Here is a 12,759-nt window from a genome sequence, read left to right as displayed (position 1 = left end):
CGGGAGGGTGCACTCGGCAGGGTTTATTGCAATATGAGCCCTACATGTGAGAACCCTGAAAACGCTGTTTGGCCAGTAGGCAACTGGCGAATGCGTGCTTCCCCGTCAAGGGCACCTGTGTATTGAGTGGCAATCCCGAATGTGGGGCCTCAGGCGGGCCGTCGGACGCGCGAGTGCGCGGCGATGACCTCTGCGTAGATGTCCTCGAAGGTGTTCAGGGTGTTCTCGATGTCGTGCTTGGCGACGATCTCCTGTGACACCCGTCCCATGGCCGCGCGCTCTTCCTGCGATGCCGTGAGCAGACGGGTGAACTTGGCGGCCAGATCATCCGTGTCGCGCGGGGTGAAGAGGTAGCCGTTCTCCCCGTCGCGGCACAAGTGGGGCAGAGCCACTGCATCGGCCAGGACCACCGGTTTCCCCGAGGCCAGGGCTTCGAGAGTTGCGATGCTCTGGAGTTCTGCGGTCCCCGGCAGGCAGAAGAAGGTGGCGCGCTGATATGCGGAGACCAGCGCGTCGTCGTCGACCTTGCCCAGGAGGCGCACCCGCTCGGCGACGCCCAGTTCTACCGCAAGGGCCTCGAGGACGGGTGCCTGGTCGCCGTGGCCGATGATCTCCGCATGGAGGTTCAGCGCCGGATCGGTCTTGGCCAGAGCTCGCACGATGTCCGTCGCGTTCTTCTCCGCGGACAGGCGGCCGACGAAGAGGACCGTCGGGGCCTCGGCCTGTGCCGTGTCGCCGGTGGCGCATGCTGCATGGAACTTCGATAGGTCGATGCCGCACGACACAGGGTGGATATCGTGGGTGAACCCGTGGTCGGTCAGCAGGTCGGCCGCGAGCTGTGTGGGGACCGTGATGTAGTCGGCCGATTCGAACTTCCGCCGCAGGTCCCACCAAGCGCCCTTGGTCACGATGTCGAGCACCGGGTCCGGTGCCGGAAGATACGGGCGGACATTGCCCGGCATGAAGTGGTTGGTCGCGACAACGGGGATGCCCCGTTTGCGCGCCTCGTTGAAGGCGAACCTGCCGATGACGAAATGGGCCTGGGTGTGGACGACATCCGGCCGGATGGCATCGAGGATCTGGGCGACTGCCGGGCGGGTGTCCCATGGCATGCAGATGCGCCAGGTCGGATGGGGCCGCCACCTGACGGATTTCACATAGTGCAGGATCACCCCGTCTTGCCGGGTGTTGCGGCGCTTGCCGTTGGGGGAGGGGCAGATGACGTGGACTTCGTGGCCGCGGCCGGCCAGGGCCGTTGCGAGCCGTTCGGCGAACTTGGCGGCTCCGTTGACCTCGGGAGCGTAGGTCTCACAGGCTATGCAGATGCGCAGCGTCTGGCCGTTGTGCGGTGCGGACGCATGCGCGGCGGAAGTATCGGAGAACAGTGCACTCACCTCAGGTAGTCTGGTCGAGCGGATCCGGGCCGGTTGGGCCGTTCGAATCCACCGAGCCGTGCGAGCCTGCGATGATTCGCGGACTCTCTTCTTTCCGGGCTTGAACATCCGGATGATATCGGGACAATACAACGACACCGAAACATGCCGCCAATCCGGTGATCACCATCACCGTGATCACCCATGCCGGAGCCGTGGCGGCCTCGCCCAGCAGTACACTGCCCAGGATGACGGCGAAGATCGGATCGATGACGGTTAGGCCGGCGATGACCAATTCGGGGGGTCCCTGAGCATAGGCCGCCTGGACGAACCATCCGCCAACTGCCGATCCGACGACGAGGGCGACCACATTGAACCAGGTGATCTCCGCGATTCCACCGTGCAGCAGCTGGAAGCTGACCAGGTGCACATTGGTGGCCACGCAGGCGTACATGAGGCCGGCTGCGATCACGTAGAGCAATTGTCCGGCCCTGCGCAGGACGAGGATGATCAGCAGGAAGAGCGCGGCTGTGCCGATCCCCAGGCCGGCCAGGATATGGGCTTCAACGCCGTAGTGCGGCTGTGTGCGGGCGACGGTTGCCGAGGCTGCGACGAAGCTGCCGACTCCGGCCATGCACAGGGCGACTCCGCCCCAGATCCGCTTCGTGGTCCGCAGGCCGCGGGTGGATACTCCCAGTAGGACGCTGACGACGACGGAGATCGCGCCGATCGGCTGAACGACCATGACGGGGGCGATTGCAAGGGCGACGACGTTGAGGACCATGCCCAAGCCGGTGACGGCCAGGCCCGCCACCCAGACGCCGCGGGAGAACATGGCCAACAGGGCGCGGATGCCGAAGCCCTGAGCGCTGCCGTGGTCATCCGAGACACCCCGATGCTGGAGCATGGCCCCGTATGCGAGGGCCACCGCGGAGATGACGGCCAGGAGGACGGCGAGCAGATTCGACACCAGGACATCCTATCGGCGAACCATTGGGATTTGCGCGAAATCCCCCTCCGTGTGTGTGAGGAAGGACACCGCCACCCGGTTTGGTCGGAATGTGCGGCGGTGCTAAAGTTGAACCCGTTGCAAGGGGCCGAAAGGCCTCGGGGAACTATTCCTCCGTAGCTCAGTTGGCAGAGCATTCGACTGTTAATCGAAGGGTCACTGGTTCGAGCCCAGTCGGGGGAGCGTTGAGAAGCCCTGGATCTTAGGATCCAGGGCTTCTGTGCGTTCCAATCCGGATTGCTCTGGCCGCCTTGGGGTGCCAAAGTGGCCCGCGGTCACAGATTTCCCGCTGCGGTTCGGCGCGTGCTACACTCGTATCCGTTACCGGGCAGTGCGTTCCGGTTGCGGATATTCCTCCGTAGCTCAGTTGGCAGAGCATTCGACTGTTAATCGAAGGGTCGCTGGTTCGAGCCCAGCCGGGGGAGCCGATAGAAGCCCCTCACCAGGGAAAACGCTGGTGAGGGGCTTTTTCTGTGCTCTGGGGGCGTGGGGGCCAGGTGCCACGTATCCGCCACCTCGGCCTCGAATCCCGTGAACCCGGCTATGCGCGGGCGGGCGGAATGAAGGTCGTTGGGCACTCGACCATGCGCTCGGGATCGAATCGGGCCACAGCCTCGTCCAAGGAGTGCCACGGTCCGAAGCCCAGACTGGTTCCCGTCCAGGACCAGATGTCGAAGTCGGTGTCGCCGAGCTGGCGCAGGGTTACCGCACCATCGCGTTTCGCCAGGCGCGCCCCCGTGGGCCCCAGGACCAGGGGGACATGGGCGTACGTGGGTTTTCGGAACCCCAGCAGATTCGCCAGGTACGCCTGCCGGGGAGCGGAATCGGCGAGGTCATCGGCTCGCACCACCTGATCGACTCCCATTAAGCCGTCGTCGACCACCACGGCCAGATTGTAGGCCCAGACTCCGTCTCCACGGCGCAGGACGAAGTCGTCGACGGTGGACTGGACCGGGCCCAGCAACACATCGGTGATGTGGTGGACGGCCAAGTCCGAACGCAGCCGTAACGCGGGCAGGCGCCCGGCGGCGGCGAGCCTGCGGCGCTCCGCCTCCCTGACCGCAGGTTCCAGATCCCTGCAGGTACCGGGATAGGCTCCCGGCGGCTGGTGCGGGGCAGTGGGCGCCTGTTGGATGTCCTTGCGCGAGCAGTAGCACTCGTAGACCAGTCCGTGCTCGGCCAAACGTTCCAGCGCCTCGGCGTAATGTGCGGTGCGGTGTGACTGATAGACCGGCGGCGCGTCCGGGACGATCCCCAGACCGGCCAAATCCGCCAGCTGCCGTTCGGCCGCGCCCCGCTTCACTCGGTCCAGGTCCTCGACCCGCCACAGGAAATCGCGGCCCGATGTCTTCGCGAACAGGTAGGCCAGGATTCCGGAGCGCACATTGCCGATGTGCAGATCGCCACTGGGACTGGGGGCGAACCGGCCCGCCGCCGGCAGTGTTTTCGCGGTAGCGGGTGACGTGGCGGAGCGCGGGGCGGGACCGATGGACATGGGTCCCATTCTAGGAGACGTCCATATGTGGCCTCGGACACGCAGACGAGGCGAATTCGCCCCGGGTCTTTGCAAGTGGAGCGAAATCGTATAGGACTGGATAAATGAGTAATGAAACGCCGATGTCTCCTGCTCAGCGGAAGCTCCTGGGAGTGATCCTGGTCCCGTTGTTCATGTCCCTGTTGAGCATTTCGATCGTCAACGTCGTCCTGCCCAGTCTGCAGGTCTCGATCGGAGCCTCCAATTCCTCGCTCCAATGGGTGCTGTCGGGCTATACGCTGGCCTTCGGCGTGCTGCTCGTGGCGGCGGGCAGGGCCGGTGATCTGTTCGGACGGGGCAAGCTCTTCGTGGTCGGACTCGTGTTCTTCGGCGTGGGATCACTGGCCGCGGGACTGGCGGGCTCCCCGCTGCTGCTCAATCTGGCGCGGATCGTGATGGGTCTGGGGTCGGGCATGCTCAGCCCTCAGGGCGTGGGCATGATCCAGCAGTACTTTCACGGCAAGGCGCGCGGCAGGGCCTTCGGCATGTTCGGTACCGTCGTCGGAGTCTCCGTGGCGATCGGCCCGATCCTGGGCGGATCGTTCATCGCCCTGTTCGGCGGCGACTGGGGCTGGCGCCTGTCATTCCTGGTCAACGTGCCGATTGCCGCTGCCGCGCTCATCATCGGTCGGTACTGGTTGCCCGGCGACGCCTGGAGCGGTGAGGATCAAGCCGGCTCCATCGATGACCCTGCACCCAAGCGGCGCCGCGCGGACTTCGATCCCATCGGCGTCCTGCTTTTGAGTGTCGGCACCCTCCTGGTCATGCTGCCCTTCCTGGAGCGCAGCCTCGGCGCCTGGATGTACTCCCTGTTGGTCATCGGTGCGGGACTGGTGGTCGTGTGGGTATGGTGGGAGACCCGCTATGCCAGGCGCGGAGGCGCGCCCATGGTCGATATGGAACTCTTCCGCACCCGCAGCTTCGCCTCGGGGGCACTGCTGTCGAGTGTGTACTTCGTCGGAACGCCCTGTGTCTGGGTGGTCGTGGCCCTGTACCTGCAGGATGGCATGCATTTCAGCGCACTGACGGCAGGGCTCATCGGCCTGCCGTCGGCGGCCTTCTCCGCGATCGTTCCGCAGATCACCGGCCGTGTGGTCTTCACCTATGGGCGCAAGCTGGTCGTGTGGGGAGTGGGGGTGGCCCTGCTGGCCGTACTCGGTTCTATCGCGGTGGTCCTGGCGGTCGAGGCCTATGGTCTGAGTCCGTGGTGGTTGATGGCCAGTCTGGCGATCCTGGGCATCGCCCAGGGCATGGTGATCAGTCCCAACCAGACACTTACTCTGGCCGAGGTCCCGGTCAAGTATGCGGGCAGCTCGGGTGGAGTCATGCAGACCGGTCAGCGGGTGGGAACCGCGATCGGGATCGCGGTCATCACCGCGGTGTTCTTCGCCGGCTTGAGTGCCGGAGGCTACGCGGTGGCCTTCGTCATGGCCTTCATCGGCATCGGCATCGTGCTGGTCCTCACCGGCATAGTCGGCCTGACCGACCTGCAGTTGAGCCGGCGGAGTCGGGCGCGTGCACAACCGGCTTGAGGCCCGGACCCGTACCGATGCCCACGGGCACCCGGCCTGCCCTGTGAGAGGATGAGGGAGCAAGACAAGGTGAGCCCTGGAGGGAAACAGCATGACTGGACCGGGTCCGCACGTCGACGAACAGACCGCCCATATTGAGCGTCTCATCAGGTCCGGCTTGGTCGATACGTACTTCGCCCCGGTCATCGACCACATGACCGGGCAACAGGCCGGTTATCGGTTACAGCACGTCGACCATGAGAATCCGCAGCCGGATATGGGTGATACATCCCAGTTGCGGCGCGCAGTCCGTGACTCCCCGATGGTGGGGGACTTCGACGCCTCCTTCCGTGCGTCCGGACTGCGTGCGGCGGAAGCAGCGGGGTTGCCCCGGCACACCCGCTTGTTCGTCACGGCGGAACCCGCCTCGCTGGCCCTGCTCGAGGACCGGACCGACGAACCCGAGAGGTCGGTCATCCTGCAGCTGGACCCGGCGTCGATCGCGCGGGACCCTGCGGTTGTGTTGCGATCGGTCCGCCAGGCCAGGACGCTGGGCTGGGGGATCGGGGTGCGCTCCGTCGGGTTGACCTCCGAGACGCTCGGCTTCATCCCGGTCGTCAATCCATCGGTGGTGAGCCTGCATCGCGATGTGCTGCAGATTCGCGATCCTCACTATCTGGCAGAGCTGACGCATGCGCTGATGTCCCACGTCGAACGGACGGGGGCCGTGATCCTTGCCGAAGGAGTGGAAACCGAGGCCGATCTGGAATTGGTCGATGCCCTGGGCGCCCGGTTCGTCTCCGGCTCACTCTACGGTGCGCTGTCGGCCACCCCGGAGCCGGTCGCCAGCCCGCCCGACGATCCGGTATCCCTGCACACCACGCGCAACGCTCTCATCACCGGTACGCCGTACTCGGTGGCCCAGGGCCTGGGACGCGATCCGTTGGTGATGGGGGAGGAGCTGCTGGCGGCCCATATGGAGACGGTTCTCTCCCGGGCACAGTCCACCGGGGGTACAGGTATGTGCTTGGCGGTGTTCGCCGATGACGAGGACCTCACTGCGCCGATGGCCGATCGGTTGATCAGACTACGGGACTCCTGCGGATTCGTTGGGGTATTCGCCGGAGGTCTGCGGGAGGCCCCGGTCCCAGGGGTTCGCAGTGCCCCTCTGGACGATTCGGACGCACTGCGCGGAGAGTACTGCGTGTTGCTGTTGGCAGCGGACGGCTGCTCGATGATCAGTGCGCACAGGATGCCCAACCCGGGTTCCGACGGCAGGACTGAATACGAGGCCTATGTCACACGAGACGTCCATGCCGTCGTCGACGCGGCCAAGGGCCTACTGACCCGGCTGCGGCCCGAGGCGTAGCGCGCCCGGCGCGGCATCTGGTGCGCCCGGTGGGACTTGAACCCACGACCAAAGGATTATGAGTCCCCTGCTCTAACCAGCTGAGCTACAGGCGCAGGGTGTTTGCGTATTGCGCACACCGCGTTCGATCATAGCAGCAGTGGGCCGTGGACTCATATCCGCGCGCCCCATTCGGATTTCCGGTCGGATATATGGTCGAGCGCCGCCCGGATAGCCTGTTGTGGCTATACAGTGGGTGTCGTAGGATTATCGCGTGCCTCTTTTCGGATCCGTAGGGGAAGACGTATCCGGAACAGTGGGAGGTAGAAAATGAATATGACTGAAGGTGTGCTCTTCGTGCACTCTGCTCCGCGTGCTCTCTGCCCTCATATCGAATGGGCGGCCGGGGGCGCAATCGGTGCTCAGGCGAAATTCGACTGGAGTCCGCAGCCAGCGGCCCCCGGTACCTTCCGCGCTGAGATCTGCTGGCGAGGCCCAGCGGGTTCCGGTGCGAAGATCGCTTCCGCCCTGCGCGGTTGGGAGGGAGTGCGTTACGAAGTCACGGAGGAGCCCAGCGAGGGTCAGGACGGCTCTCGGTGGTCTCACACTCCCGGCCTTGGCGTCTATCACGCGTTGACGGATGCCTTTGGCAACATCGTCGTACCGGAGGACACGGTTCGCAATGCCATGCGCAGGGCGAACGGTGACTTCAGCGCTTTGGAAGAGGAAATGTCCAAGGTGCTCGGTGCTGCGTGGGATGACGAACTTGAACCCTTCCGTCACGCCGGTGAAGGTGCTCCCGTGCGTTGGCTGTCAAAGGTCGGCTAAGGAACAGCTCACCGGATATACACTGCGGGCCCCGTACCTTTCCAGGTACGGGGCCCGCAGTCCGTTTGAGCGGTGCCGAGAAATCAGACGGACTTGAACGCGACGACGGCGTTGTGGCCGCCGAACCCGAACGAGTTGCTCAGCGCTGCGATATCGCCGGCCGGCAGCTCGGCAGGGGTGTCACGCGCGACGTTGAGGTCGATCTCCGGATCCATGTTCTCGATGTTGATCGTCGGTGGCGCGATGCGGTTCTTCAGGGCCAGCACGGTCAAGATGGCCTCGACCGCTCCGGCCCCGCCCAGCAGGTGGCCCGTCATCGACTTGGTGGCGGAGACGATGGCGTCCTGGCCGTGCTCGCCGAGCAGACGGTTGATCGCCTTGGACTCCGGCACGTCTCCCACCGGGGTGGAGGTCGCGTGCGCGTTGATGTGCTTGATGTCAGCGGCGGCCAGACCCGCCTGAGCAAGCGCCTCCTGCATGGCGGCCAGGGCCTCGTCACCCGAAGGATCGGTACCGGTGATGTGGTAGGAGTCATCGGAGATGCCCCAGCCTGCCAGCTCCGCGTAGATCGTGGCACCACGTGCCTCGGCGTGCTCGCGCGTCTCCAGCACCAGTGCGCCGGCGCCCTCGCCCATGACGAACCCGTCGCGGTCCTTGTCGTAGGGGCGTGAAGCGGTCTGCGGCGAATCGTTGCGCCGCGACAGGGCCCGCATCGAGGAGAAGGCGGACATGCAGATCGGGTGGATCGCAGATTCGGATCCACCGGCGACCACGACATCGGCCTGCCCCGAGGTGATGAGATCGAAGGCCCGGCCCAGGCTCTCGGTAGAGGAGGCGCAGGCGGAGACCGCGGTCTGCACCGCGCGCCGCGCGCCGAACTCCATGCCGATCGCAGCGGCGGGGCCATTGGGCATGAGCATCGGGACGGTCAACGGCATCACCCGACGTGATCCCTCCTCCCGCAGGGTGTCCCATGCGTTGAGCAGGGTCCACACGCCACCGATGCCGGTACCCCAGGACACGGCGAGGCGCTCGGACGGCACCTCTTCCAGACCGGCGTCCTCCCAGGCCTCCTTTGCGGAGATCAGGGCGAACTGGCTGGACGGGTCCAACCGCTTGGCCTGCACACGGCTCAGCCGTTCGGAGACCACCGACTGGTCGACGGTCGCCGCGAAGTTCACGGGAATGCCGTAGTTCTCCGCCCAGTCGTTGTCCATAGTGCGCGCGCCGGATGTGCCGGCCAGCGCGGCGTCCCAGGTTTCGGCCGCGGTCGTGCCGATCGGCGTGACCGCACCGATGCCGGTGATGACAACTTGAGAAGTCATTGGTTATACCTCGTCGAATAGTCGGGAAGGGAAAACAGCGGGACGGCGGCAGTCAAGCCGCCGTCCCGCTCGACCTTGGGTCAGGCCTGCTGTGCCTTGACGATGTAGTCGACGGCGTCCTGAACCGTGATGAGGTCCTTGACGTCATCATCGGGGATCTTCACGCCGAACTTCTTTTCGGCGTTGACGACGATGGTCATCATCGAGATCGAGTCGATGTCCAGGTCATCGGTGAAGGACTTGCCTGCTTCGACGGCGTCGGTCGCCAGACCGGTCTCTTCGTTGACGATTTCGGCCAGTCCGGCCAGAACTTCGGCTTCAGTGTTAGCCATGGAATATCTCCTTATAGTGTGGTCACACGCATGTGACCGTGGTGTGGAACGAATATTCGACGAGTTGTCCCCGATGAATAATACGCGAATATGGTGATCTGCCCGGAATCCGGGGTGCTCAGGGAAGGACGACGACCTGCGCGCCGTAGACGAGCCCGGCGCCGAATCCGATCTGCAGGGCAAGGCCGCCGTGCAGTTCCGGGTGTTCGCGCAGCAGGCGTTCTGTGGCCAGTGGGATCGATGCGGCCGAGGTGTTGCCGTTGTCGGCGATATCACGGCCGACGATCACGGACTCCGGCAGTTTGAGCTGTTTGGCCAGCTCGTCGATGATGCGCATATTGGCCTGGTGTGGAACGAATGCGGCCAGGTCGGACGCCTCGATCCCGGCTTCGACCAGGGCCTGCTTGGCGACCTCCGCCATATCCCAGACCGCCCAGCGGAAGACGCTTGGCCCCTCCTGGCGCAGGGTCGGGAACGGTGTGCTGGGATCCACTTTGAGGGCCAGGAAGCTGTTGGTCAGCCGGATGGTCTCCCAGTTCTCTCCCTTGGAGCCCCAGACGCTCTTCGCGATTCCAGGGGTCTCGGAGGCGCTCACGACCACGGCGCCGGCGCCGTCGCCCAGCAGGAAGGAGATCGAACGGTCCGTCGGGTCGATGTAATCCGAGAGCTTCTCCGCGCCGATGACCAGGACGTTGTCCATCACACCCGAACGCACGAGGGCGTCCGCCTGGGCGATGCCGTAGCAATAGCCGGCGCAGGCGGCCGAAATGTCCCATGCCGGCACGTCTCCGGTGCCGAGCCTGGCGGTCAGCGCGCTGGCAGCCGACGGCGTCGGAATGCTGAAGGTGACTGTGGCGATGAGGATGCCATCGATATCGGCGGGCTTCAGACCGGCGTTGGCGATAGCCTCGTTCGCGGCCTCCTCCGCCATATCGAGCACCTGGACGTCCTTGTCGGCCCGATGGCGGGTGATGATGCCGGTGCGCTGCTGGATCCACTCGTCGGAGGAGTCGATGGGCCCGACGATATCGTCGTTGGTCACCGTGAGTTCGGAACGGTAGCCGCCGATACCGGAAATCCGTGAGAACCGGTTCGCCTGAGCGGTTTTGAGGGTGGGCATGAGAGAAGTACTTCCTTGCTGGGGGATGGGGGTCACTTGCCGGCGTGTGCGGAGACGAACGCCCGTGCGCCGTCGAGGTCCTGGGCCGACTTCACCGCGTAGGTTTCCACGCCCTTGAGCGCGCGACGGGCGATACCGGTCAGCGTGCCGCCGGGCACCAGCTCGAGCAGGCCGGTCACACCGGCGGCCAGCAGTGTCTCCTGGCACTTGTCCCAGCGCACCGGGTGGGTGACCTGGCTGACCAGCGTGTCGACGTACGCCCGGCCATCGGCCACGGCGGCGCCGTCGGCGTTGGACAGGATCGTGATCTGCGGATCGTGCACGGTGACATCGGCCGCGAACCGCGCCAACGCGGGCTGTGCCGAGGCCATATACGAGGTGTGGAACGCACCGGCCACCTGCAGCGGGATCACCCTGGCCCGCTCCGGCGGGTTCTCCTGGAAGGCTGCGATGGCCTCCAGCGCGCCGGCCGCGACGATCTGGCCGCCGCCGTTGACATTGGCCGGGGCGAGGCCGGCCGCCTCGATGGCTGCGATGACGTCCTCGGCCACGCCCCCGACCACGGCGGCCATGCCGGTCGGAGTCGCAGCAGAGGCCTCGGCCATGCCGGTGGCACGGATGTGGACGAAGCGCATCGCGTCTGCGGGATCGAAGATGCCCGCCAGCGCCGCGGCACCGATCTCACCGACGGAATGGCCGGCGAGGAAATCGGGGGAGGGGAGGTCACGGGTGATCTCCCGATAGGCCGCAATGGCCGAACCGACCAGCAGTGGCTGGGCGATCGATGTGTCCTTGATCGTCTCGTCGTCGGATTCGGTGCCGTGCGCAGCCAGATCGATCCGACCGGCCTCGGATAGTTCCTCCAGGCTGGCCCGGAACCCGGGCAGCTCGAGCCAGGAAGATAGGAAACCGGCCTTCTGGGCGCCCTGACCCGGGCATGCAATGACTAACACGTTGCTCACTCTCTTTGGTGACTAGACAACATTCTCAAACTAGTGCAGAACGGTGGTTCCGGCTCGATTCTTGTGTCATGCCGACAATTGACCGGCCTCGGACAGTCGACCGTAGACCAATGCGATCCGCAGGACGAAACCCTCCCGGGCGTGGGTGGGGTCAAGGCCGAGCACGTCGGTTATCTTGCGCAGGCGGTAACGCACGGTGTTCGGGTGGACGTCGAGCACCTTCGCGGTGGCCTCGAGTGAACCGCCGAACTCCAGATACGCCCCCACCGTCGTCAGCAATTGGCCATTGGCACTGGCCAGGGGCTCGAAGTAGCGCTCCAACAGGGTGCGCACGGCCTGCGGGTCACCGGCAATCGCGCGCTCGGGCAGCAGATCGTCCGCCTGAACCGGACGGGGCGTGGCGGGGCGGGCCTGCGCGGTGCGCAGTGCCCAGACCGCGGCGTTGGCCGAGGTGCCCGCTTCGGCCAGGGACGGCACCATCGGCCCGATGACCACATCCCCGGGGCCGAAGTGGGCCGCCAGAGCGTCTGCGGCCCCCGCGATATCGGTGGGGCCGCCCAGGACGACGAGCAGGCGGTCGTCGTGGATGCCCACGAGCGCATCCTCCGCCCACTTCTGTGCGGCCTGCCGGATTGCGTCGATGGCCTTGCGCGGGCGCCGCTTGGGGGCGCGGCCCATCAGCACACAGACTTCGGACTCGCTGCGCCAACCGAAAGCCGCGGAGCGGCTGGCCAATTCGTCTACGGAATCCCCTCGGACCAGCGCGTCGATGACGAGCGCCTCCAGACGGGCGTCCCAACTGCCGCGGGCCTCGGCCGCGCGGGCGTAGACATCTGCGGCGGCGAAGGCGATCTCGCGGCTGTAGATGAGGACCGCATCGCGCAGCTCGCGCTGTTCGGAGTGCCTGGCCAGATCGGTCACCCGCTCCTCCACGACCTCGACGACCACACGCAGCAACTGCAGGGTCTGTTGGAGGGAGACCGCTCTGACCAGCTCGCGCGGAGCCGAGGAGAAGATGTCCGCGATGACCTTCAGCGGGGCCGCCGGGTTCTTGTACCAGTCGATGAAGGACGAGATCCCGGAATTGGCGAGGACCACGACCCAACCGCGGTCGGCGTTGTTCATCTGGCGGAACCACGGCAGTTTGGTCTCAATGCGCTGCAGGGTGACCTTGGACAACATGGCCTGGCCCGCCTTGAGACGGCGTGCGGTCTCAACGCGATCGGCCGAGGTGGGTCGGGATTCGGCCGGATGCGGGGAGGTCGGAGTGGTGTGAGCTGCCTTGGGCATGAGCACCACTTTAGCCCACAGGTTCCAAGTGACTTGTCGATTCGGCACAGGATGTTTGGTTTTTCACACAGTCCGGTTGATGTAGTGAATGTACGGGGGCGGCGGTCCCGGCGGATCACTGTGGATC

Annotated in this window: 11 protein-coding genes and 3 tRNA genes; 5 read left to right on the top strand and 9 right to left on the bottom strand. The window is 65.5% G+C overall.

All coding sequences use genetic code 11. From position 1 onward, the window contains the following. Positions 1-149 precede the first annotated feature (149 nt). Positions 150-1,394 (bottom strand): glycosyltransferase, encoded by a 1,245-nt coding sequence (locus tag NQ038_RS13720; RefSeq protein WP_257049686.1) that lies wholly within the window; start codon positions 1,392-1,394, stop codon positions 150-152. Position 1,395: 1 nt separating this feature from the next. Next, on the bottom strand, positions 1,396-2,343 hold the full coding sequence (locus NQ038_RS13715) for a DMT family transporter (RefSeq protein WP_257049687.1): 948 nt from the start codon (positions 2,341-2,343) through the stop codon (positions 1,396-1,398). Between the two features lie 149 nt (positions 2,344-2,492). Here NQ038_RS13715 and NQ038_RS13710 point away from each other — a divergent pair. Both NQ038_RS13710 and NQ038_RS13705 read left to right on the top strand, forming a co-directional pair. Further along, positions 2,493-2,565: transfer RNA gene (locus tag NQ038_RS13710), tRNA-Asn, on the top strand. A 169-nt stretch (positions 2,566-2,734) separates the two neighbouring features. After that, a tRNA-Asn gene (locus tag NQ038_RS13705) sits at positions 2,735-2,807 on the top strand. 116 nt (positions 2,808-2,923) lie between these two features. Here NQ038_RS13705 and gluQRS read toward each other — a convergent pair. Then, on the bottom strand, positions 2,924-3,877 hold the full coding sequence (gene gluQRS, locus NQ038_RS13700; protein WP_257049689.1) for a tRNA glutamyl-Q(34) synthetase GluQRS: 954 nt from the start codon (positions 3,875-3,877) through the stop codon (positions 2,924-2,926). 104 nt (positions 3,878-3,981) lie between these two features. On the opposite strand from gluQRS, the gene NQ038_RS13695 reads away from it, so the two are divergent. Both NQ038_RS13695 and NQ038_RS13690 read left to right on the top strand, forming a co-directional pair. Then, positions 3,982-5,448, top strand: coding sequence for an MFS transporter (locus NQ038_RS13695; RefSeq protein ID WP_257049691.1), 1,467 nt, complete (start codon positions 3,982-3,984; stop codon positions 5,446-5,448). 91 nt (positions 5,449-5,539) lie between these two features. After that, positions 5,540-6,796, top strand: a complete 1,257-nt coding sequence (locus NQ038_RS13690; RefSeq protein WP_257049692.1) for an EAL domain-containing protein — start codon at positions 5,540-5,542, stop codon at positions 6,794-6,796. Positions 6,797-6,814: 18 nt separating this feature from the next. Here NQ038_RS13690 and NQ038_RS13685 read toward each other — a convergent pair. After that, positions 6,815-6,891 (bottom strand) — tRNA-Ile (locus NQ038_RS13685). A gap of 220 nt (positions 6,892-7,111) precedes the next feature. On the opposite strand from NQ038_RS13685, the gene NQ038_RS13680 reads away from it, so the two are divergent. Further along, positions 7,112-7,603, top strand: coding sequence for a DUF3145 domain-containing protein (locus tag NQ038_RS13680; protein ID WP_257049693.1), 492 nt, complete (start codon positions 7,112-7,114; stop codon positions 7,601-7,603). Positions 7,604-7,686: 83 nt separating this feature from the next. Here NQ038_RS13680 and fabF read toward each other — a convergent pair whose 3' ends face one another. From fabF to NQ038_RS13655, 5 genes are all read right to left on the bottom strand, one after another. Continuing rightward, positions 7,687-8,928 (bottom strand): beta-ketoacyl-ACP synthase II, encoded by a 1,242-nt coding sequence (gene fabF / locus NQ038_RS13675; protein WP_257049695.1) that lies wholly within the window; start codon positions 8,926-8,928, stop codon positions 7,687-7,689. 80 nt (positions 8,929-9,008) lie between these two features. Next, positions 9,009-9,260 carry an acyl carrier protein gene (locus NQ038_RS13670; RefSeq protein WP_257049697.1) on the bottom strand — a complete coding sequence of 84 codons (252 nt, stop codon included), beginning with the start codon at positions 9,258-9,260 and terminating at the stop codon, positions 9,009-9,011. Between the two features lie 118 nt (positions 9,261-9,378). Further along, positions 9,379-10,380, bottom strand: coding sequence for a beta-ketoacyl-ACP synthase III (locus NQ038_RS13665; protein ID WP_257049698.1), 1,002 nt, complete (start codon positions 10,378-10,380; stop codon positions 9,379-9,381). A gap of 32 nt (positions 10,381-10,412) precedes the next feature. After that, the gene (locus tag NQ038_RS13660) at positions 10,413-11,333 is read right to left on the bottom strand and encodes an ACP S-malonyltransferase (RefSeq protein WP_257049701.1); all 921 of its coding nucleotides are present in this window, start codon (positions 11,331-11,333) and stop codon (positions 10,413-10,415) included. A gap of 75 nt (positions 11,334-11,408) precedes the next feature. Next, on the bottom strand, positions 11,409-12,632 hold the full coding sequence (locus tag NQ038_RS13655; RefSeq protein WP_257049699.1) for a CdaR family transcriptional regulator: 1,224 nt from the start codon (positions 12,630-12,632) through the stop codon (positions 11,409-11,411). Positions 12,633-12,759 lie beyond the last annotated feature (127 nt).

This window comes from Brevibacterium sp. 50QC2O2 (genome assembly GCF_024580675.1).
Classification (GTDB): Bacteria; Actinomycetota; Actinomycetes; order Actinomycetales; family Brevibacteriaceae; genus Brevibacterium; species Brevibacterium moorei.
The sequence above is the reverse complement of the archived record's forward strand: the minus strand, read 5'-3'. Positions and strand labels throughout refer to the sequence as shown.

Coding starts and splice junctions, on each gene's coding strand:
- gluQRS (WP_257049689.1), bottom strand. CDS start 3,877: ATGTCCATCGGTCCCGCCCCGCGCTCCGCCACGTCACCCGCTACCGCG.
- NQ038_RS13695 (WP_257049691.1), top strand. CDS start 3,982: ATGAGTAATGAAACGCCGATGTCTCCTGCTCAGCGGAAGCTCCTGGGA.
- NQ038_RS13690 (WP_257049692.1), top strand. CDS start 5,540: ATGACTGGACCGGGTCCGCACGTCGACGAACAGACCGCCCATATTGAG.
- NQ038_RS13680 (WP_257049693.1), top strand. CDS start 7,112: ATGACTGAAGGTGTGCTCTTCGTGCACTCTGCTCCGCGTGCTCTCTGC.
- fabF (WP_257049695.1), bottom strand. CDS start 8,928: ATGACTTCTCAAGTTGTCATCACCGGCATCGGTGCGGTCACGCCGATC.
- NQ038_RS13670 (WP_257049697.1), bottom strand. CDS start 9,260: ATGGCTAACACTGAAGCCGAAGTTCTGGCCGGACTGGCCGAAATCGTC.
- NQ038_RS13665 (WP_257049698.1), bottom strand. CDS start 10,380: ATGCCCACCCTCAAAACCGCTCAGGCGAACCGGTTCTCACGGATTTCC.
- NQ038_RS13655 (WP_257049699.1), bottom strand. CDS start 12,632: ATGCCCAAGGCAGCTCACACCACTCCGACCTCCCCGCATCCGGCCGAA.